16 protein-coding genes are annotated in these 21,574 nt (G+C 65.4%); 2 read left to right on the top strand and 14 right to left on the bottom strand.

Annotation, left to right across the window (positions count from 1 at the left end; genetic code table 11):
• Positions 1 to 2: 2 nt before the first annotated feature.
• From G370_RS0114940 to ndk, 14 genes are all read right to left on the bottom strand, one after another.
• Positions 3 to 2,801 carry a type I restriction endonuclease subunit R gene (locus tag G370_RS0114940; protein ID WP_026347170.1) on the bottom strand — a complete coding sequence of 933 codons (2,799 nt, stop codon included), beginning with the start codon at positions 2,799 to 2,801 and terminating at the stop codon, positions 3 to 5.
• Between the two features lie 153 nt (positions 2,802 to 2,954).
• Complete coding sequence (gene guaA, locus G370_RS0114935; RefSeq protein ID WP_019661318.1) at positions 2,955 to 4,520, bottom strand: glutamine-hydrolyzing GMP synthase; 1,566 nt, start codon at positions 4,518 to 4,520, stop codon at positions 2,955 to 2,957.
• Positions 4,517 to 4,978, bottom strand: a complete 462-nt coding sequence (locus G370_RS0114930) for a hypothetical protein (protein ID WP_019661317.1) — start codon at positions 4,976 to 4,978, stop codon at positions 4,517 to 4,519. The genes guaA and G370_RS0114930 overlap by 4 nt, the downstream gene beginning before the upstream one ends.
• A 107-nt stretch (positions 4,979 to 5,085) precedes the next feature.
• A complete protein-coding gene (gene guaB, locus G370_RS0114925) occupies positions 5,086 to 6,543 on the bottom strand; it encodes an IMP dehydrogenase (protein WP_026347169.1) in 1,458 nt (485 codons plus the stop codon).
• A gap of 460 nt (positions 6,544 to 7,003) precedes the next feature.
• Positions 7,004 to 7,879, bottom strand: coding sequence for a bifunctional methylenetetrahydrofolate dehydrogenase/methenyltetrahydrofolate cyclohydrolase FolD (gene folD / locus G370_RS0114920; protein WP_019661315.1), 876 nt, complete (start codon positions 7,877 to 7,879; stop codon positions 7,004 to 7,006).
• A 168-nt stretch (positions 7,880 to 8,047) separates the two neighbouring features.
• Positions 8,048 to 9,880, bottom strand: coding sequence for a monovalent cation:proton antiporter-2 (CPA2) family protein (locus tag G370_RS0114915; RefSeq protein ID WP_019661314.1), 1,833 nt, complete (start codon positions 9,878 to 9,880; stop codon positions 8,048 to 8,050).
• Between the two features lie 323 nt (positions 9,881 to 10,203).
• Positions 10,204 to 11,340: a molybdopterin-synthase adenylyltransferase MoeB gene (gene moeB / locus G370_RS0114910; RefSeq protein ID WP_026347168.1), complete on the bottom strand. Its 1,137-nt coding sequence runs from the start codon at positions 11,338 to 11,340 to the stop codon at positions 10,204 to 10,206.
• Positions 11,341 to 11,515: 175 nt separating this feature from the next.
• Positions 11,516 to 12,913, bottom strand: coding sequence for a ribosome biogenesis GTPase Der (gene der / locus G370_RS0114905; protein WP_019661312.1), 1,398 nt, complete (start codon positions 12,911 to 12,913; stop codon positions 11,516 to 11,518).
• Positions 12,914 to 12,928: 15 nt separating this feature from the next.
• The gene (bamB, locus tag G370_RS0114900) at positions 12,929 to 14,137 is read right to left on the bottom strand and encodes an outer membrane protein assembly factor BamB (RefSeq protein ID WP_019661311.1); all 1,209 of its coding nucleotides are present in this window, start codon (positions 14,135 to 14,137) and stop codon (positions 12,929 to 12,931) included.
• Complete coding sequence (locus G370_RS0114895; RefSeq protein ID WP_019661310.1) at positions 14,137 to 14,775, bottom strand: YfgM family protein; 639 nt, start codon at positions 14,773 to 14,775, stop codon at positions 14,137 to 14,139. Before G370_RS0114895 ends, bamB begins: the two co-directional genes overlap by 1 nt.
• Positions 14,776 to 14,840: 65 nt before the next feature.
• On the bottom strand, positions 14,841 to 15,713 hold the full coding sequence (locus G370_RS0114890; protein WP_019661309.1) for a RodZ domain-containing protein: 873 nt from the start codon (positions 15,711 to 15,713) through the stop codon (positions 14,841 to 14,843).
• 18 nt (positions 15,714 to 15,731) lie between these two features.
• The gene (gene pilW, locus G370_RS0114885) at positions 15,732 to 16,517 is read right to left on the bottom strand and encodes a type IV pilus biogenesis/stability protein PilW (protein ID WP_019661308.1); all 786 of its coding nucleotides are present in this window, start codon (positions 16,515 to 16,517) and stop codon (positions 15,732 to 15,734) included.
• The gene (gene rlmN, locus G370_RS0114880) at positions 16,504 to 17,709 is read right to left on the bottom strand and encodes a dual-specificity RNA methyltransferase RlmN (protein WP_019661307.1); all 1,206 of its coding nucleotides are present in this window, start codon (positions 17,707 to 17,709) and stop codon (positions 16,504 to 16,506) included. Before rlmN ends, pilW begins: the two co-directional genes overlap by 14 nt.
• A 10-nt stretch (positions 17,710 to 17,719) precedes the next feature.
• Positions 17,720 to 18,145, bottom strand: a complete 426-nt coding sequence (gene ndk / locus G370_RS0114875) for a nucleoside-diphosphate kinase (protein WP_005409295.1) — start codon at positions 18,143 to 18,145, stop codon at positions 17,720 to 17,722.
• Between the two features lie 346 nt (positions 18,146 to 18,491).
• Here ndk and G370_RS0114870 point away from each other — a divergent pair, with 346 nt between their 5' ends.
• A complete protein-coding gene (locus G370_RS0114870; protein WP_019661306.1) occupies positions 18,492 to 19,145 on the top strand; it encodes a TetR/AcrR family transcriptional regulator in 654 nt (217 codons plus the stop codon).
• A 39-nt stretch (positions 19,146 to 19,184) separates the two neighbouring features.
• Positions 19,185 to 21,557 carry a 3-hydroxyacyl-CoA dehydrogenase/enoyl-CoA hydratase family protein gene (locus G370_RS0114865; protein ID WP_019661305.1) on the top strand — a complete coding sequence of 791 codons (2,373 nt, stop codon included), beginning with the start codon at positions 19,185 to 19,187 and terminating at the stop codon, positions 21,555 to 21,557.
• Positions 21,558 to 21,574 lie beyond the last annotated feature (17 nt).

The following is a 21,574-nucleotide window of genomic DNA, read 5'->3' as shown; positions in this document are numbered from 1 at the left end:
ATTTAGGCGGCCAACCGTTCGGTCAGCTGCAGGATCTCGTTGATTTCAAGTGGGCTGAAAACGCCACGGATGCCTTGCGGATGGATGACCGTGAAGGGGGCGTTAATCAGGTCTTTCTTCTCCACCTTTTCGCGCTCGATGATGAAGCCCCTCAGCAGATTGAGGAATTCCATCTGCCGACTGCTGAGCGTGGTGTGGGCGCGAATGAACTGGTCAAAGGCGGCGCTGACCTCGTCCGGGAAGCTCTTGAGCATTTCAATTCCCAGAATGTGGCGGATGAACTGGATGAAGCGCGCCTTGCGATTCTTGTAAACCTGACGCAGCAGGTCTTCGGTGATGTGAGGGTGTTCTTCATGCAGCAGTTCGGCTAGTTCTTTGGCCTCTTCGCTGTTCACTGTCTCGCCGTTCTTGATCTTTTGCAGCACCGGATTGTGCGCAGTGAGTTCAGCGATCAGATTCTCCACCATTTCGCGGTAGCGGGTGATGCTAACCGCCTCGTGCTGTGGGCCGAACTCCACCCATTCCTTCTTGTGCAGCTCATCGGCCAGATCGAGATGGGTTTGCTCCTGGCCGCTGGATTGCTCGCGGAATTTCATCAGCGGGCCGAGCTTGGCGACCAGTTCGTCGAAGGCGTCTTCATCCGCCTTGGCCCAGTAGTGGCTGGTTTGCGCGGCGCGGATCAGCGCCTCTTCCTGCTTGACGAAGCCGACCGAGAGTGGCAATTCGCCGATCTGCTCGACGATGCCTTCCTTGAGGGTGTCGGCTTGTTCCTTCTCCTCGCTCAAAACGGCCAGTGAATATTCCAGCAGATCGCGCTCGAAGCGCATAGTCTTGAAATCGGCCTCGGACACGGTGCGGAACAGCGGCTTGATTTCTGCGCGCAGGAACTCAAGGCGCTCGTGGTTGAGGCTAATCCAGAAATTGTCATCGTCCAGCCGCGCCAGCGCGGCGGCGGCCTCCTTGATCACCACCGACTCTTTGGGTAACACGGCAATCTGCAGACGGAGCTTGGCGACTTCACGCCTGGCGATGTCGGCATGGCCGCTGTCATTGGCCTTTTCAATCTTGTCGAGGCGCAGGCCCACCAGCCGCACCGGGAGCGGCAACTGCGGCTTAAGTTCCTTGCCCTTGGGGTTGAGCTTGAAGTATTCGAAATTGTCCCAGCAGTCGAGGATCAGGAACACATCCTTCTCAAGACACCAGGGCTTGGGCTTGCTGGTTTCCAGCAGGCGTGTGCCGCGCCCGACCATCTGCCAGAACTTGGTGTACGAGTAGACCGGCTTGGCGAACACGAGGTTGACGATTTCGCGCACATCGATGCCGGTGTCGAGCATGTCCACGCTAATGGCGATGCGAGGCATGTCGTTGTTAGTGAATTGATCGAGCAGCCCACCTTTGCCGTAGACGCGCGGGTCATCAGACACCAGCACCTTTGCTAGCTCACCGTGGTACTGAGGGTAAAGCTTGTCGAAGATTTCTTCCATGCGCCGGGCATGGGCCTTGGTGGCGCAAAAGAAGATGGTCTTGCCTGGCAGCACGCCGTTAGCATCCTTGATGGCCTCCTCCATGAATTCGCGGACGATCAGGGTGTTGGTGCCCTTGTTGATCACCTGCTTTTCAAGCTGAGTGCCCTCGAAGTTGATGTCTTCAACCTCCTTGCCCTGGAGGATCAGCTTCTTCTGGTCTTCCAGTGAAATGGTGCGCTTGCTGATGCCCTCCATCTGGAACTTGGTCTGAATCTTCATGACCTGGAAGTTGCAAAGGTAGGGTGGCACATTGTTCACAGCTTCTTCATAGGTGTAGGCAAACGTGGGAATGCCATCTTCGCAATGAAAAAGCTGGAAGGTGTTGTGGTCGATGATGTCGGTCGGCGTGGCCGTGAGGCCCAGTGTGATGGTCTTGAAGTAGTCCAGCACTTCGCCAAAGGTGTTGTAGATGGAGCGATGGCTTTCATCGACGACGATAAAATCGAAGAAGTGCGGCGACAGGTGCTGTGCGTCATCCCGAATAATGTTGAGCATCGTCGGGTAGGTTGCAACATACACACGACGATCCGTCGCGATCAGCTTTTCACCTACATTGGGCCAGCGCGGCTCGTTGGGCATGTGCTCCTTGAAGGCGGCCAGTGCCTGTTCACGCAACGCTATACGGTCCACGAGGAACAGCACTTTTTCTGCATGACCAGCCCGCATCAAGGCATCGACCATGGCGATGCAGGTGCGGGTCTTGCCGGTGCCGGTGGCCATCACCAGCAGGAAATCGCGCTTCTTCTGTTCAATGCCTTCGAGCACCGAGCGTATCGCGCGAATCTGGTAATCACGTCCGGCAATCGAAGTGTTGATGAATTCATGCGTCAGCGGCTTGCGATTGCGACGGACGTAGGCTAAGCGTTCGAGATCGTCGCGGGTGGGGAAGCCAGCAACCTTGCGGGGGGGTGCATTCTCCAGATCCCAGAAAAAGGTTTCGAGGCCGTTGGTGTAGAAGCAGAATGGCAGTTCGCTACCCAGTTGCTTCTGAATGTTGTAACAGTACTGCTTGGCTTGCTCACGACCAAGAGCGGCATCTCGGAGGGTTTTTTTGGCCTCGATCACGGCTAGTGGCTTCCCGTCTTTCCCCAGCAGGACGTAATCGCTGAACTGATGACCCTGATACGGGGTACGTGGTTCGGCCACACCCTCTGCTAACGCAGTGAGGATGTCGAATTCTTCGATAACCTGAGTCGGGTCTTTGACGTTCCAGCCTGATAGCGCGAGTTGCTGGTCGATAATGTCGGCTCGCGTCTGTGCTTCGGTCCTATTCATTCCCTTCCCCAAGTTATCCAAAGCCCAGCAAAAACCCTCTGAACAGCGGAGGGATCCTCTCGCCAGCATTGTATCAATCGCTCGCATTTAGCGGCGAACAGCGGCGATCTCAGGCGAAAAAAGGGCGCCTCTCGGCGCCCTCATTCTTTCAACTCATTCCCACTCAATGGTCGCCGGCGGCTTCCCGGAGATGTCATAAACCACCCGCGACACCCCCCGCAATTCATTGATGATCCGGTTGCTCACCGTCCCCAGGAACTCATACGGCAGATGCGCCCAATGCGCCGTCATGAAGTCGATCGTCTCCACCGCACGCAGCGCAATCACCCACTCATAAGCCCGCGCATCACCCACCACGCCCACCGACTTCACCGGCAGGAACACAGCAAACGCCTGGCTGGTCTTGTCGTACAGGTCGGCCTTGCGCAGCTCATCAATGAAGATGGCATCGGCCTTGGCCAGCAGTTCGGCGTATTCGCGCTTCACTTCACCCAGGATACGCACGCCCAGGCCCGGGCCCGGGAACGGATGGCGGTAGACCATGGTGCGCGGCAGGCCCAGCTCAACGCCCAGGCGACGCACTTCGTCCTTGAACAGCTCGCGCAGCGGCTCCACCAGGCCCAGCTTCATGTGCTCCGGAAGGCCGCCCACGTTGTGGTGGCTCTTGATCACATGCGCCTTGCCGGTCTTGCTGCCGGCCGACTCGATCACGTCCGGGTAGATGGTGCCCTGCGCCAGCCACTTGGCGTTCTTCAGCTTGCTCGACTCTTCATCGAAGATCTCAACGAACAGGTTGCCGATGATCTTGCGCTTGGCTTCCGGGTCGCTCACGCCTTCCAGCGCGGCGAAGTAACGGTCGGCGGCGTTCACGCGCACCACCTTCACGCCCATGTGCTCGGCGAACATCGCCATCACCTGGTCGCCTTCCTGCCAGCGCAGCAGGCCGGTATCCACGAACACGCAGGTCAGCTTCTCGCCGATGGCCTTGTGCAGCAGTGCGGCCACCACGGACGAATCGACGCCGCCGGACAGGCCCAGGATCACTTCGTCATCGCCCACCTGTTCGCGCACGCGGGCGATCTGGTCGTCGATGATGTTGGCGGCGGTCCACAGGGTCTGGCAGCCGCACACATCCACCACGAAGCGGCGCAGCAGCGCCTGGCCCTGCAGGGTGTGGGTCACTTCCGGGTGGAACTGCACGCCGTACCAGCGCTTTTCTTCGTTGGCCATGGCGGCCACCGGAATGCGGTCGGTGGTGGCGGTGATGGTGAAGCCCGGCGGCGCAACGGAGACGTGGTCGCCGTGGCTCATCCAGACATTCAGCTTCGGCTCGCCGCCGTGGTCGCTCAGGCCCTTGAACAGCGCATCGGGGTTGATCACGTTCACTTCGGCGTGGCCGAATTCGCGCTGGTCCGCCGCTTCGGTGGCACCGCCCAGCTGCGCGGCCAGGGTCTGCATGCCGTAGCAGATGCCGAAGATCGGCAGGCCGCTGTCGAACACTTCCTGCGGCGCGGCCGGGGCACCGGGCAGCGTGGTCGATTCCGGGCCACCGGACAGGATGATGCCCTTGGCGCCAAACGCGGCGATCTCGGCCGGGTTGTGGTCCCACGCCCAGATTTCGCAGTAGACGCCCAGCTCGCGGATGCGGCGGGCGATCAGCTGCGTGTACTGCGCGCCGAAATCGAGGATGAGGATCTTGTCGTTATGGATATTGGTCATGGTGCCGTTCCAGTGGTGTTTTTCGCAGCGCCCGGCGCTTCAAGGCTCTGCGTCAGCGTGGCGATGAACGCCTCGCGTTGTTGAATATGTGAGGTGTCTTCCTCGTCCCAGCGCAGCATCAGCAGGCCGTGCGGTGCGGCGGGGTTGGCGCGGTCGGCGCGCGGCAGCTCGGCGATTTCCTGCACTTCGGTGCCGGGCACGATGCGCCGTTGCAGCGCCGCCATCGAGGCGCCCCAGGACGCCCATTGCACGCTCATCCGTGCAGGCTCCAGTGCGCCCAGTACCGGTGTCAGCACCGGATCATCCGGCCCGTGCAGCAGCTCGGTAATGCATTGCACGGTGACCTGCAGCGGGCGCTCGCCGGTGCCTTTCAGCAGCCAGCGCTGCTCGCCAGCGGCCTGCACCTGCCAGCCCTTCGGCAGCGAGAACGCGTTCTGGCACGCCTGCACGGCCTGCAATTGCGAAACCGCCGCGCCCGGAGACCCGGAGCGCGGCGGCGGTTCGGACAACGAACAGCCTGCCATCAGCAGGCTGCCCGTAATCGCAAGAGCAGTTCGCAAGCGCATCAGGCGCGGTAGTTCGGCGGCTCTTTGGTGATGGTCACGTCGTGGACGTGGCTCTCACGCTGGCCGGCGCCGCTGATCTTCACGAACTTGGGCTTGCTGCGCATGTCTTCGATGGTGGCGCAGCCCACGTAGCCCATGGTGGCGCGCAGGCCGCCCATCAGCTGGTGGATGATGCCGCCCACCGGGCCGCGGTACGGCACGCGGCCTTCGATGCCTTCCGGCACCAGCTTGTCGGCGGTGGCGGCGTCCTGGAAGTAGCGGTCCTTCGACCCCTTCTCCATGGCAGCCAGCGAACCCATGCCGCGGTAGCTCTTGTACGAACGGCCCTGGTACAGCTCGGTCTCGCCCGGCGATTCCTCGGTACCGGCCAGCAGGCCACCGACCATGATGGTCGAGGCACCGGCGGCCAGCGCCTTGCCGATGTCGCCCGAGTAACGGATGCCACCGTCGGCGATCAGCGGGATGCGGTCCTGCAGCGCTTCGGCCACCAGGTCGATGGCGGTCACCTGCGGCACGCCGACGCCGGCGACGACGCGGGTGGTGCAGATCGAGCCCGGGCCGATGCCGACCTTGACTGCGTCCGCGCCGCTGTCCAGCAGCGCCAGTGCGGCTTCGCCGGTGCAGATGTTGCCACCGATGACCTGCACGTGCGGGAAGTTCTTCTTGACCCAGCTGACGCGGTCCAGCACGCCCTGCGAGTGGCCGTGCGCGGTATCGACCACGATCACGTCCACGCCGGCGGCGACCAGCGCTTCCACGCGGCGATCGGTATCGCCACCCACGCCGACGGCAGCGCCGACCAGCAGGCGGGTCGACAGATCCTTGGCAGCGTTCGGGAAGTCGGTGTTCTTCTGGATGTCCTTGACGGTGATCAGGCCACGCAGTTCGAACGAATCATTGACCACCAGCACCTTCTCGATGCGGTTGCGGTGCAGCAGCTGCAGCACTTCATCAGACGCGGCGCCTTCCTTGACCGTGATCAGGCGATCCTTCTTGGTCATGATGTGGCGGACCGGATCGTCCAGCTCGGTCTCGAAGCGCATGTCGCGGTGGGTCACGATGCCGGCCAGCTGGCCGTCGCTGCCCACCACCGGCACGCCGGAGATGTTGTGCGCCTGGGTCAGGGCCAGCACGTCGCGGATGGTGGTTTCCGGGCCGACGGTGATCGGGTCGCGGATGACACCGGCCTCGAACTTCTTGACCTTGGCCACTTCCGCGGCCTGCTGTTCCAGGCTGAGATTCTTGTGGATGATGCCCATGCCGCCGAGCTGTGCCATGGCGATGGCCAGGCGGGCTTCGGTGACGGTATCCATGGCTGCGGACAGGATCGGAAGCTTCAGCTTCAGGTCTCGGGTCAACCGCGTTTCGAGGTTGACGTCCTTGGGCAGGATGGTCGAGTGAGCGGGGACGAGCGAGACGTCGTCGTAAGTGAGTGCTTCAGCCTGGATGCGCAGCATCGGCATACCCGAGATGTGGGGAAGCGCGACATTTTACCCCTTTTCAGGAGCCAAGAACAGCATTTTGGGTAGCCAGAATTGGAACTTCGCGCGACACAGTGTCGCACCCGCTCACCTGTAGAGCCGAGCCCATGCTCGGCTGCTTTCCGCCAGACCGCGATGAGCCGAGCATGGGCTCGGCTCTACAGGAGGCCCGAGGCCCGGTACCACCAAGCGGTGCCGCAGCGTCGCGCGGGCGGTGATTGGTTCAGGGGGGCTTGGGTGGGTGCCAGATCCGTCCGGCACCGGCACCCCAGATGGGCCGATGGCTCCGATGGATGTGTGCCAACCAAGGTTGGCACCTACCAGGAGCGGGTCGCCGGGAATCGCGGGGCATCAATGCAACCCCGGTAGCGCCGGGCCATGCCCGGCGAGCGCAGCGGCGCCGCAAACATCCGCCGGGCATGGCCCGGCGCTACCCTCAGGAGGCTTCCGCCGCTTCCAGGGTGTTCTGCATCAACGTGGCCACGGTCATCGGTCCCACGCCGCCCGGCACCGGGGTGATCCAGCTCGCCCGCTGGGCGGCCGCTTCAAACCCCACGTCGCCCACCAGGCGGCCGTCGTCCAGGCGATTGATACCGACGTCGATCACCACCGCGCCCGGCTTCACCCACTCACCCGGCACGATGCCGGGGCGGCCCACCGCCACCACCAGGATGTCGGCGTTGCGCACGGCCTGTTCCAGCACGCCCTTGGGGGTGAACTTGTGGCAGCTGGTCACGGTGCAGCCGGCAATCAGCAGCTCCAGGCCCATCGGGCGGCCGACGTGGTTGCTCACGCCCACGATGGTGGCATTGCGGCCGCGCACCGGCTGGTCGGTGTGGCCCAGCAGCGTGGTGATGCCGCGCGGGGTGCACGGGCGCAGGCCGAACTCGCGCAGGGCCAGGTGGCCGACGTTTTCCGGGTGGAAACCGTCCACGTCCTTGCGCGGGTCAATGCGCTGGATCAGGCGGCGCGCGTCGGGGATGCCCGGCAGCGGCAGCTGGATCAGGATGCCGTTGATCTTCGGATCGGCGTTGAGCTGGTCGATGAGGTCGAGCAGCTCGGCCTCGGTGGTACCGGCCGGCAGATCGTAGTCATGCGCCTCGATGCCGACCTTCTCGGCGGCACGGCGCTTGTTGCGCACGTACACGGTCGAGGCCGGGTCGCCACCGACCAGCACCACGGCCAGGCCCGGGCGGCTGCCGCCGGCGGCCACGCGGGCGTCGACGCGCACCTTCAGGCTGTCGAGCAGGTCCTCGGCGATGCGGCGGCCATCAAGGATGCGGGCAGGATGCTGGGGGGCGGAATCGGTCATCGGAGGCAGGCGTGGGGCGGCGGGGACGCTATTGTCCCCGATTCAGGCCCCCTCGCCCACCGCCAATCCGGGCGGCCGCTGCGCTCGCCGGGCATGGCCCGGCGCTACCCCACCCGTGCGCACCACGGTAGCGCCGGGCCACGCCCGGCGAGCGCGGTGCGCGGCACCTCATTCTTCCTCTTCCGGCACATCCTGCGGGTTCAGTGTCTTGCTCTCCCGCTTCGGCGCGGTGAACGGCGTCGGCGTCGGCACGCCCTGCGGACTGTTGCCATAGATCATCCGCGCGCCGGCATTCAAACCACCACCGGCAATTTCCAGCTCGAAGCGCTCGGCATCGCGGCGACGGATCTGCTCGGCAATCTCCACCGCATCGTCTTCGTCCGCACCCAGCTCCACCAGCGCGGCCTGGCCGAACAGCACCGCCGACTCGAACGTCTCGCGGATCTGGAAATCGACACCGGCATGGATCAGCCGCAGCGAATGCTCGCGGTCGAACGAGCGCACCATGAGCTTGGCCTGCGGGAACTCGTGCGACACCAGCTCAACAATGCGATCAGCCGCCTCGGCCTTGTCCACGCACACCGCAATCGCACGCGCGGTGGCCGCGCCCGAGGCATGCAGCACGTCCAGTCGCGTACCGTCGCCGTAGTAGATCTTGAAACCGAAGCGCGCCGCGCTCTGGATCATCTCCACATCGTTGTCGATGATGGTCACGTCCACGTCGCGCGCCAGCAGCGACTGGCTGGCGACCTGGCCGAAGCGGCCGAAGCCGATCAGCAGCACGCTGCCGGACAGGCCCTCGGCCTCGTCCACGCCGTCCATGTTCACCGTCGGCTTCGGCGCGATGCGCTTGTAGACCAGCACCACCAGCGGGGTCAGCGCCATCGACAGCACCACCACGGCGGTGAAGTTGGCATTGATCTCCATGTTGATCACGCCGGCCGATGCCGCAGCGGAGAACAGCACGAAGGCGAACTCGCCGCCCTGCGCCATCAGCACGCCACGGTCCAGCGCCTGCGCGTGGTCGCTGCCCATGATGCGCGCGACCACGTAGATGCACAGCGCCTTGGCCGCCATCAACGCCAGCACCAGGCCCAGGATCAGCTGCCAGTTGCCCGCCACCACGCCCAGGTCCAGCGCCATGCCCACGCTGAGGAAGAACAGGCCGAGCAGGATGCCACGGAACGGTTCGATGTCCGCTTCGATCTGGTGGCGGAAGGTCGATTCGCTCAGCAGCACGCCGGCCAGGAACGCGCCCATCGCCATCGACAGGCCGGACAGCTGCATCAGCAGCGCCGCGCCCAGCACCACCAGCAGCGCGGCGGCGGTCATCACCTCGCGTGCCTTCGATTCGGCCAGTACGCGGAACAACGGGTTGAGCAGGAAGCGGCCGACCAGCACCAGGCCGACGATGGCACCCACGCCGATCGCCACCGACAGCCAGCGCGAACCCTCGCCATCGGCACTGCCCGCGCTCGGGCCCATCCAGGCCACCAGCGCCAGCAACGGGACGATCAGCAGGTCTTCGAACAGCAGGATGGAGACGATCTTCTGCCCCGACGGCAGCGCGATGTCACCGCGCTCGGCCAGCAGCTGCATCACCACCGCAGTGGAGGTGAGCACGAAGCCGGTGGCGCCGATGAAGGCCACCTGCCACGGCAGGCCGAACAGCTTGGCGATGCTGGTCAGCACCAGCGCACAGGTGACGATCTGCAGCGTGCCCAGCCCGAAGATTTCCTTGCGCAGGCTCCACAGGTGCGAGGGCCGCATTTCCAGGCCGATCACGAACAGGAACATCACCACGCCGAGTTCGGCGGTATGCAGGATCGCCTGCGGATCGGAGAACCAGCCCAGCCCGAACGGTCCGATCGCCAGGCCAGCGGCGAAGTAGCCCAGCACCGAGCCCAGACCGGCCCGGCGGAACAAAGGCACCATCACCACCGCCGCGCCCAACAGGGCCACGACCTTGACCAGCTCGCTGGTCGCTGCTTCTACCGCCATGCGGTGTTTTCCCCAAGATCCAGAATCGGGTTCAACAATAGAGCAATGCCGATGACGGCAATAGCACGCATGTTGCGCCGGATTGTCTTGGCGATGGAACGATGCAGAGAGTGAGCCCCGGCATCATCCCGAAACCATGCACATGCTTGGGTGGGCGCCATTACCTGTAGAGCCGAGCCCACGCTCGGCTGCTCTTCGTGCCGAGGCCAGAAGCAGCCGAGCATGGGCTCGGCTCTACAGTAGATCCACGCCATGCGTGGATGGACGCCCAGCCGTCATGCCCCGGTAGATCCACGCCACGCGTGGATGCCGCCCGGTCGGATTCACCCGCCCCGGCAGAACGCGGCGTAATCGATATACCCCGGGAACGGCACGCCCGGCGCGCACACCGGGCACTGCGGGTCCGGCCGGATGCCGGTCTCGCGGAAGCGCATGCCCAGCGCATCGAAGCGCAGCAGCCGCCCCACCAGCGGTTCGCCGATGCCCAGCAGCAGCTTCAGCACCTCGGTGGCCTGCAGCACCCCGGCCAAGCCGGGCAACACGCCCAGCACACCGGCCTCGGAACAGTTCGGCGCAAACTCCGGCGGCGGCGGTTCGGGGAACAGGCAGCGGTAGCACGGCGCCACGCCACGCTGGCGGCCGGCATCAAACACGCTGACCTGGCCATCAAAGCGCTCAATGGCGGCATACACCAACGGCTTGGCATGCTTGATGCAGGCGTCGTTGAGCAGGTAGCGCAGCGGGAAGTTGTCCGAGCCGTCCAGCACCACGTCCACGCCGTCCAGCAGCGCATCCACGTTCTCGGAGGTGACCCGCTCGGGCACGGCCTCGACCTCGATCGACGGGTTCAGTGCCAGCAGCCGCTCGCGCGCCGAATCGACCTTGAGCTGGCCGACGCTGGCTTCGGTATGCACGATCTGCCGGTGCAGGTTGCTGCGCTCCACGCGGTCGTGGTCGGCGAAGCGCAGGTGCCCTACCCCCGCGGCGGCCAGGTAGAAGCCGGCCGGGGCACCCAGCCCGCCCGCGCCCAGCACCAGCACGCGCGACTGCTGCAACCGGCGCTGGCCGGCCTCGCCGACTTGCGGCAGCAACAGATGGCGCGAATAGCGATCAAAGAAATCGCGGTCGGCGGCGCTGGCCAGCGGCTGCACCAGCGGTAGCGACTGCTCGCGCCAGGCCACGGTGCCGCCCGTCACGGAAGCGACGTTTGTGTAGCCGGCCTCCAGCAGGAACTGCGCGGCATCGGCCGAGCGCTTGCCGCTCTGGCAGATCAGCAGGATTTCCTGGTCGTGCCGCGGCAGGTGCGCGGCCGGGTCGGCCTGCAGCTCGCCCTTGGCCACGCCGCGCGCGCCCTCGGCCATCCCGCCGGCCCGCTCGTGCGCCTCGCGCACATCGATCAGCACCGCGCCATGGGCCAGGCGCTCGCGTGCCTGCGCGGGGGAAAGCTCTTGGATGCTCATGGCCGCATTATCGCGCACGTGGCGGCAGGCCGCCTTGACCGATACCTGCAAACATGGGGTAGTGCCGGCCGCTGGCCGGCATGGCCATGAACGCACCGGACGACGCGAGGTTGCCGGCCAGCGGCCGGCACTACCACAGACAAGAAAGGCGGCCCTGCGGCCGCCTTTCTCTGAATCACTTGCCCTTGACGTGCTTCATCAAGCGCCGCTTGGACTTGATCTGCCGCTCGGTGAGGACGTTCTTCTTGCCCTCGTACGGGTTGGTACCCTCGCGGAAGATGAAGCTCACTGGCGTGCCGATCAGCTTGAAGCGCTTGCGGAAGAAGTTCTCCAGGTAGCGCTTGTACGACTCCTGCAGCTCCTTCAGGCGGGTGCCGTGCACGATGAAGGTCGGCGGGTTGGAACCGGCCGGATGCACGTAGCGCAGCTTGGAGACATGGCCGCGGATGGTCGGCGGCGGGTTGGTCTCGTAGGCCACTTCCAAGGCCTTGTTCACTTCGCTGGTGGTGAAAGTCTTGTTGGCCGACTCGTGCGCACGGTGCACCGCACGGAACAGCTCGCGCAGGCCCGAGCCGTGCTTGGCCGAAATGCGCACCGATTCGGCCCAGGGCACGAAGCCCAGCTTGAGCGACAGCATGGTTTCAGCCTGTTCGCGCTGGTACTCGGTCAGGCCATCCCACTTGTTGATGGCGATCACCAGCGCGCGGCCGGCGTCGAGCACGGCACCGAGCACGGTGGCGTCCTGGTCGGTCACGCCTTCGGTGGCGTCGAGCATCAGCACGGCCACCTGGCACTGCTCGATCGACTGCATGGTCTTGACCACCGAGAACTTCTCGACGACCTCGTCCACGCGCGAGCGACGGCGCAGGCCGGCGGTATCGATCAGGCGGTATTCGCGACCGTCGCGCTCCAGGTCCACTGCGATCGAGTCGCGGGTGGTGCCCGGCACGTCGGAGGCGATCATGCGCTCCTCGCCGAGGATGCGGTTGACCAGGGTCGACTTGCCCACGTTCGGGCGGCCGACGAAGGCGATGCGGATGCGGTTTGGATCGTTGTCCAGCTCTTCGCCGCTACCTTCTTCCGGCAGGCGCTGGATCACTTCGTCCAGCAGGTCGTCCAGGCCCTGGCGATGCGCGGCCGAGACGGTCAGCATTTCGCCGAAACCGTAGCGGGCGAACTCGGAGCGGACGCTGTCCTCGTCGGTACCGTCGATCTTGTTGATCAGCAGCAACGTCGGGCGCGACAGCTTGCGCAGCCACGCCAGGATCTCGTCGTCCAGCGCCGAGGTGCCCTCGCGGGCATCGACGACGAACAGGATCAGGTCCGCTTCGGCAGCCGCCGCACGCGCCTGGCGGGTGGTGGCACCGGCCAGGCCTTCGTCCTCACCGGCAATACCGCCGGTATCCACGACGAGGAAATGATTGTCCTCGTCGAGGCGGCAGACGCCGTAGTTGCGATCACGGGTGACGCCGGGCTGGTCATGGACCAGGGCGTCACGGGTGCGGGTCAACGCATTGAAAATGGTCGACTTGCCGACATTCGGCCGTCCAACCAGGGCGACCAAAGGCAGCATCGCGAGTACTCCGTATTAATTTGCCAACCGGAAGGCGGTCAGCTTGCCATCCACGTTCTGCACCAGCAGCACCCCGTCTGCGACGACCGGCTGGGCCAGCAGGGCGTCACCGCCACTCTTTGCCCGTGCCGCCATCGCACCATCGGAGGCCTGCAACCAGTGCACGTATCCCTTGTAGTCGCCGACCACGACGTAGTCGCCATGCAGCGCCGGGCCGGTCAGCGAGCGACGGGCCAGTGCGGTCTGCGACCACATGGCTGCGCCGCTGGCCTTGTCCAGGCCGAACACGCCGCCCTTGTTGTCGGTCACGAACACATTGCCCGACGACACCGCCACGCCACCCGCACCGCCATGGTCGCGCGCCCACAGCGGGCGACCGGTCGGGCCTTCGATGGCCATCGTCTGGTTCTTGAAGCTGCTCACGAACAGGGTGTTGCCATCCAGCACCGGCGCGCCGTCCACATCGGCCATGCGCTCCAGCTCGGTACGGCCTTCACCGTTGCCCACGTTCTGTTCCCACAGGGTGCGGCCATCCTGCTGGGCCAGGGCGGCAACCGCGCCCTCGTCCTTGCCGATGAACAGCACGCCCGGGCCGGTCACCACCGGTGCGTTGCCACGCACGGTCAGCGCCGGCAGCTCGCTCGGGTTGAACCACTTCTGGGTGCCGTTGCCGGCATCGAACGCAGTGATACGGCCGTCGTTGCTGCGCACGTAGACCGCGCCCTGGGCAATGGCCGGCGCGGCGATGACTTCACCCGGAACACGGGCGCGCCACTTTTCGCTGCCGTCGTTGATGTCCAGCGCGATGACCTGGCCATCGAGCGTGCCGATCACGACCAGGTTCTCACCGACACCCGGGCCACCGGACAGGCGCAGCTTGGCCTTCTTCTTTTCCTTCTGCGGCTCCCAGGTCCAGACCTTCTTGCCGGTCTGCAGGTCGATGGCGTGCACGCCACCGGTGATCGCCGCAGCGAACACGTGGCCGTTGGCCACGGCCGGGCCCTGGCGCACGCCGATGCGGCGCTCACCCTTGCCGAGGTTGACCGACCAGGCCTTGTTGACCTTCAGGGTCGGCTCGAACTTGACCAGCTCAGCCGGTTCCTGTGCCTTCTTCGCGGCCGCGTCCTTGCCGGCGAACCAGCCCTTCATGGTGCTGCAGCCGGTCAGGGCCATGCCCATCAGGAGCACGGTGGCGACGCGGGTGATCATGACCTTCTGACTCATCAAACCGACTCCGCAGGGGCGGCGACGGTGCCGCCGGCGTCCATAACCTTGGTTTCCAGCAGGCGCCGCTGCGGCGCTGCCACGTCCAGCGTCTTCAGCGCCTTCTCGTACTGTGCGCGGGCCTCATCGCGCTTGCCCTGCGCCATCAGCGCATCGCCATGGATTTCCAGGCTGCTGCTGTCGGTGGCGCTGCCCAGCAGCTTGATCGCCTCGTCGCTCTTGCCGGTGGCCACCAGCAGGCGGGCCACGCGCTGGTCGACCACGCGCTGCAGGTCACCTTCAACCTTCACGCCGCGCAGGGTAGCCAGGGCTTCTTCGTTCTTGCCGGCATCGACCTGGGCCTTGGCCAGCTGCAGCGCCGCCAGGTCGCCGTAGATGCTGGACGGGCCGGCTTCGAGCGCCTTGACCGCCTTGGCGGCGTCGTCGAGCTTGTTCTGCTGCAGGCCAACGAGCGCCTTCTGGTACTCGACATTGGCCGAGGCCAGCTTGCCGCCCTGATCCTTCTGGTACCACTGCCAGCCGGCAATGGCACCGATGGCGATGACCACGCCACCGAGGATGCTGGCGCCATTCTTCCGCAGCCAGCTGCGGACGCGTTCACTTTGTTCGTGCTCGTCGAGCAGATCGTCGATCGCCATGCGTACTCTCGCCCCGCCCATCGGGAGGGACCATTGGAATTAATCGAAGGTGGTGAAACCGCGCCTCAGTGCGAAACCGGGACTACGGAGCCTTCAGAGGATACCTGAAAGCGTGCCACGTTGGCTCGCTGGTAGGGGGTCAGATCGACGATAGCGCCGTTCTGCTGAACCTGGACCGCCGAGGCGTTGCCCAGGGTCACCCGGGTCACCTGGCCCGGCGTGAAGCTGCGGCTCTCGCCGGATTTGATCAGCGCCTTCTCGACAGTGCTGCCGTCCGGGCCGCCGATATCGACCCAGCTGTCGCCACTGAACTGCATGTCCAGCGTATTGGCGGCAGCGGCCGGTGCCGGGGCTGGACGCGGCACCGGGGCCAGCGAGGCCACGTACGGAGTGGCGGCCGGCTTGCTGGCCGGAGCGCTCGCCACTTCAGCCGGCGCCGAGGGCTCGACACCCGCAGCGGACGGGGTCACCGGCACGGCGGCCGGAATCGCGTCCAGCGAGGCGGTGTTCGGCGACGGCGTCGCACTGCCATCGAAATGACCACGGGTGGCGAACCACACCGGCACTGCCAGCACCGCGGTGATACCGACGTACAGCACGCGACGGCCGAGATTCTCGGCAATGCGGCGCGCACGCGGGGTATGGGTATGGCTGACCAGGGTAGGCGGCACCACCGGGCCGACCTGGGCCTGCTCCAGCAGCTCTCCCACGTCCACGTCCAGAAGCCGCGCATAGCTGCGCAGCTGGCCGCGCACGAACACCGGCGCGCCAAGCTTCTGCCATTGTTCTTCTTCCAGCGACCTGACCACCTGGACCGGCATGCGCAGGCGCGAGCCGACATCTTCGAGGGTCAGTCCGGCCGCCTCGCGGGCCTGGCGCAGGCGGGTGCCGCAGCCGGCCGCAGTCTCGAGAGCGCTCACAGTCTGGTCATCAATCACAATGCATCAACCCTGGAGTTAGGAGCCCGCTTCCTGCGGAAATTCCTGTCGAATCCGCTGAAGATAGCGATCAGATGCCGCCCGATCACCCAGCCGCGCTTCGATTTGAGACGCAAGTTGTAACACGGAACGCGTTGCGGGTGCAGCCGCAATCCTACGTTCGGCGAAGGCCCGCGCCTCCATGAAGCGGCCCTGGCGGAAGCTGAGCTGGGCCATCGCCTCCAGCGCGACCGGGTTTCCCGGCAGCACCGACAGCGCCGCGCGCAGGTCGCCTTCGGCACGTTCAAGTTGGCCAGCGTCCAGTGCACAGCTGCCCGCATTGGCCTGGGATTCGGCCGGTGTGGCGTAGCCCGGCGCCTGCAGCGCTCGATCGAACCACGCCAGCGACTCGGCCGGCCGCCCCTGCTGGCACAGCCACGCCCCGTAATTGTTGAGGATGTCACCGCGCTGCGGCGCCTGTTCGGCCGCCCTGCGGAAGCTCTCGCCCGCTTGCTGGCTCCGGCCACGGCGCTCATCGATGCCGGCCAGCAGCACCAGCGCATCCGGCGAGTCGGGCGCCAGCTTCAGCGCCTCGCGCGCCTTGCGTTCGGCCGCATCTAGGTTGCCGACCTGCATGTCACGGGCAGCCAGCGCCAGCAGATCCTGCAGGCGCACCTGGCGCCGCACGCTGTCCGGATCGCGCACCGAATAGACCGGCGCTTCGCTGGGGCCCAGCTTGGCCTTGGGTTGGGATTTGCAGCCACCGACCGCAACGGCCAGCACGCCTGCGAACAGAGCCAGCCAGAGGCGGTCAGGCCGCGGCATCGCTCCCCTTCCCCGCCTGCAGCGTCTTGTTGAACTCCGCCTGGCGGCGGGTGCGGTCCATCACCTGGCCCTTGAGCTGGCCACAGGCGGCGTCAATGTCGTCGCCACGGGTGCGGCGGACCATCGTCAGCACGTTGCTGTCGAGCAGGATCTTCTGGAAGGCGCGGATGTTGGCCTCCTCGGAACGCTCGTAGCGGGTGCCCGGGAACGGATTGAACGGGATCAGGTTGACCTTGCCCGAATCCTTGGCCTGCACCGCGTTGTCGAACTGGCGCATCAGGCGGGCCAGTTCGCGGGCATGCTCGGGCTTGTCGTTGATGCCCTTCATCAGGGTGTATTCAAAGGTGACCGATTCGCGGCGCTTGTTGGCGCGCAGGTAGCGTGCGCACGAGGCCATCAGCTCGGCGATCGGGTACTTCTTGTTGAGCGGCACCAGCGTCTCGCGCAGTGCGTCGTTCGGCGCATGCAGCGACACCGCCAGCGACACGTCGCTTTCGGCAGACAGGCGGTCGATCTGCGGCACCAGGCCGGAGGTCGACAGGGTCACGCGCTTGTTGGCCAGGCCGTAGCCCAGGTCGTCGCGCATCACGCTCATGGCGCGCACGACGTTGTCGAAATTCATCAGCGGCTCGCCCATGCCCATCATCACCACGTTGGTGAGGCGGCGCATCTGGTGCGGCACGTTGCCCAGGTGGCGTGCGGCAACCCACACCTGGCCGATGATCTCGGCGGTGGTCAGGTTACGGTTGAAGCCCTGGGTGGCGGTGGAGCAGAACGTGCAGTTCAGGCCGCAACCGACCTGCGAGGACACGCACAACGTGCCGCGGGTCTTGTCCGGGATGTACACGGTCTCGATGGCGTTCTTGCCATCCACGCCCATCGCCAGCAGCCACTTGTGGGTGCCGTCGGCGGAGGGCTTGTCGAACACGATGTTCGGAACCAGCACCTCGGCATGGGCCTGCAGCTTGGCGCGCAGGACCTTGCCGAGGTCGGTCATTTCATCGAAATCGGTGACGTAGCGATGGTGGATCCACTTCATCACCTGATGGGCACGGAACTTCTTCTCGCCGAGAACCTCGACGAAAAACTTCTCCAGGCCCGCGCGATCGAGGTCGAGCAGGTTCTGCTTGCCAGCCGTGGGTGCCGACTTCGGCAGCGGCTGGATGGCGGGGGACTGTACGACCTCGTTCACGGCATTACTCTCAGCGCGAGACGACTTCGGTGGCGGCGAAGAAGTAGGCGATCTCAATCGCGGCATTCTCGACCGAGTCCGAGCCGTGTGCGGCGTTGGCATCGATGGATTCGGCGAAGTCGGCGCGGATGGTGCCCGGCGCGGCTTCCTTCGGGTTGGTGGCGCCCAGCAGGTCGCGGTGGGCCAGGACGGCGTTCTCGCCTTCCAGGGCCTGGATCATCACCGGGCCGGAGATCATGAACTCGACCAGCGCGTTGAAGAACGGACGCTCGCGGTGCACGGCATAGAAGCCTTCGGCTTCACGGCGCGACAGCTGCTTGTACTTGGCGGCCACGACCTTCAGGCCGGCCTTCTCGAAGCGGGCGTAGATTTCGCCGATGACGTTCTTGGCAACGGCGTCCGGCTTGATGATCGAAAGGGTGCGCTCCAGCGCCATGGGATGTCTCCAATGGAATCGGGCCGCTGATGGCCCGAAGGGTAACATGAAAAAAACCCGCGTCGGGACGCGGGCTTAGCCTGATAAACGTAGGCGAATTGTAAAAGATAACGTGGCCGGGTGGTAGAGGGCCATGTGGCCCTGTTGTAGCGCCGAGCCCATGCTCGGCTGGCCTTTGGGCCGAAGAGCAGCCGAGCGCGGGCTCGGCTCTACAGGTTCAGGTCCACCCATTCACCCACCTGAGTGAAATCTGACCGGAGCGGCCGATTTTGCTGCACTGCAAAATGCCATACGCTACCGTCTGGTCCTAGTATCAAACAATCGTTTGATTAAGGTCTGCCCGCCGATGGCCAAACCCGCCCACTTCTCGACCAAGGACCGGATCCTCGGCGCGGCCGAGGAGCTGTTCGCCCAGCACGGCTTCGCCGGCACCTCGCTGCGCCAGGTGACCAGCCAGGCCGACGTCAACATTGCCGCGGTCAACTACCACTTCGGTTCCAAGGAAAACCTGGTCAATGAGGTCTTCCGCCGCCGCATGGACGAGATGACAGGCGCGCGCCTGGCGCAGCTGGAGCGGGCCCGCAGCGAACACCCCGGCGAACTGCGCCCGGTGCTGGCCGCCTTCGTCGAACCGGCGCTGGCGCTGGCCCAGGACCGCCAGAACGGCGGCGCCTTCGTGCGCGTGATCGCCCGCGCCTACGCCGAGAAGAACGACAACCTGCGCAAGTTCCTGTCCGACCACTACGGCCACGTGCTGCGTGCGTTCGGCAAGGCCATCGGCGAGTGCGTGCCCGGCCTGAGCAAGGAAGAGCTGTACTGGCGCCTGGACTTCCTGGCCGGCTCGCTCACCTATGCCATGGCCGACTTCGGGCTGATCAAGCGTCCCGCCGGTGTCACCGAAGCGGCGCATCGTGCCCATGCCGCCCACGAACTGATCCATTTCGCCGAAGCCGGGTTCCGCGCCGCCGCACGTGCCAGCGCCCTGCCCGCTTCCCGTTGATTCCACCCAGTAACTGCTGACCAACAAAGGCCCTACACCATGTCCAATTCCCTGCTAGTCCGCCGCGCCGCCGTGCTGGGTGCCGGCGTCATGGGTGCCCAGATCGCCGCCCACCTCACCAACGCCGGCGTCGACACCGTGCTGTTCGACCTGCCTGCGAAGGAAGGTCCGGCCGATGGCATCGTGCTGAAGGCGATCGCCAACCTGGGCAAGCTGAGCCCGGCGCCGCTGGCCAGCAAGTCGCTGGCCGAAGCCATCACCCCGGCCAATTACGACTCCGGCCTGGAGCAGCTGAAGGACTGCGACCTGATCATCGAGGCCATCGCCGAGCGCATGGACTGGAAGCAGGACCTGTACAAGAAGATTGCGCCGTTCGTGGCCGACCACGCGGTGCTGGCCTCCAACACCTCGGGCCTGGGCATCAACAAGCTGGCCGACGTGCTGCCCGAACAGCTGCGCCACCGCTTCTGCGGCGTGCACTTCTTCAACCCGCCGCGCTACATGCACCTGGCCGAGCTGATCCCGGCCACCACCACCGACGCCGCCGTGCTGGAAGGCCTGGAAGCCTTCCTGGTCACCACCCTGGGCAAGGGCGTGGTGTACGCCAAGGACACCCCGAACTTCATCGGCAACCGCATCGGCGTGTTCTCGATCCTGTCCACCATCCACCACACCCAGCAGTTCGGCCTGGGTTTCGATGAAGTGGACGGCCTGACCGGTCCGCTGGTCGGCCGCCCGAAGTCGGCCACTTACCGCACCTCCGACGTGGTCGGCCTGGACACCATGGCCCACGTCATCAAGACCATGGGCGACACCCTGCCGAATGACCCGTGGCATGAATTCTTCAAGTCGCCGAAGTGGCTGGACGCGCTGATTTCCAAGGGCGCGCTGGGCCAGAAGACCGGCGCCGGCATCTTCCGCAAAGTCGGCAAGGACATCGTGGTACTGGATCTGGAGAAGCAGGACTACCGTCCGGCCGACCGCACCGCCGCACCGGAAGTGGTCGAGATCCTGAAGATCAAGAACCCGGCCGAGAAGTTCGCCAAGCTGCGCGAGAGCCAGCACCCGCAGGCGCAGTTCCTGTGGGCGACCTTCCGCGACCTGTTCCACTACAGCGCCTACCACCTGGCCGACATCGCCGAGACCGCGCGCGACGTCGATCTGGCCATCCGCTGGGGTTACGGCTGGTCGCTGGGCCCGTTCGAGACCTGGCAGGCTGCCGGCTGGAAGCAGGTGGCACAGTGGATCGCCGATGACATCGTGGCCGGCAAGAGCATGAGCAGCGCCCCGCTGCCGGATTGGGTGTTCGATGGCCGCGACGGTGTGCACGCCGCCGAAGGCAGCTACAGCCCGTCGCGCAACGCCAAGCTGCCGCGTTCGTCGCTGCCGGTGTACCAGCGCCAGCGGTTCCCGGATCCGCTGCTGGGCGAGCAGTTCGCTCCGGGCGAAACCGTGTTCGAGAACGACGGCCTGCGCATGTGGCACGACGGTGACGGCATCGCCGTGGTCAGCTTCAAGACCAAGATGAACACCGTGTCCGACCAGGTGCTGGATGGCCTGCAGGAATGCGTGAGCCGCGCCGAGAAGGACTTCCAGGGCCTGGTGATCTGGCAGCAGAAGGAACCCTTCTCCGCCGGTGCCGACCTGGCCGGTGCGCTCGGCCTGCTGCAGGCCGGCAAAGTCGACCAGTTCGAGGAAATGGTCGCCAACTTCCAGCGCACCAGCCAGCGCATCAAGTACTCGCTGGTGCCGGTGGTGGCAGCGGTGCGTGGCCTGGCCCTGGGTGGCGGCTGCGAGTTCCAGATGCACAGCGCCAAGACCGTGGCCTTCCTGGAAAGCTACATCGGCCTGGTCGAGGCCGGTGTCGGCCTGCTGCCGGCCGGTGGCGGCCTGAAGGAACTGGCCGTGCGTGCCTCGCAGGCCGCGGGCCCGGGCGGCGACGTGTTCGCCGAACTGAAGAAGACCTTCGAGACCGTGGCGATGGCCAAGGTGTCCAACTCGGCGGTCAACGCCAAGGAACTGGGCCTGCTGCGCAGCACCGACAAGGTGGTGTTCAACAGCTACGAGGCGCTGTACATCGCCAAGGCCGAAGCACGCGCCCTGGCCGAAGCCGGCTACCGCCCGCCGCTGCCGGCACGCCGCATCCAGGTCGCCGGTGACGTGGGCATCGCCACCTTCAAGATGATGCTGGTCAACATGCTGGAAGGCCGCTTCATCAGCCCGTACGACTACGAGATCGCCGAGCGCATCGCCACCGTGCTGTGCGGCGGCAAGGTCGACCGCGGCACCCTGGTCGACGAAGAGTGGCTGCTGACCCTGGAGCGCAAGCACTTCGTCGAACTGGCCCAGCAGGAAAAGACCCAGGCCCGCATCGCGCACATGCTGAAGACCGGCAAGCCGCTGCGTAACTGATCGCCCATCCCTGCTTC

The sequence above is a fragment of the Stenotrophomonas hibiscicola ATCC 19867 genome (assembly GCF_000382065.1).
Lineage (GTDB): Bacteria > Pseudomonadota > Gammaproteobacteria > Xanthomonadales > Xanthomonadaceae > Stenotrophomonas > Stenotrophomonas hibiscicola.
The sequence above is the reverse complement of the archived record's forward strand: the minus strand, read 5'-3'. Positions and strand labels throughout refer to the sequence as shown.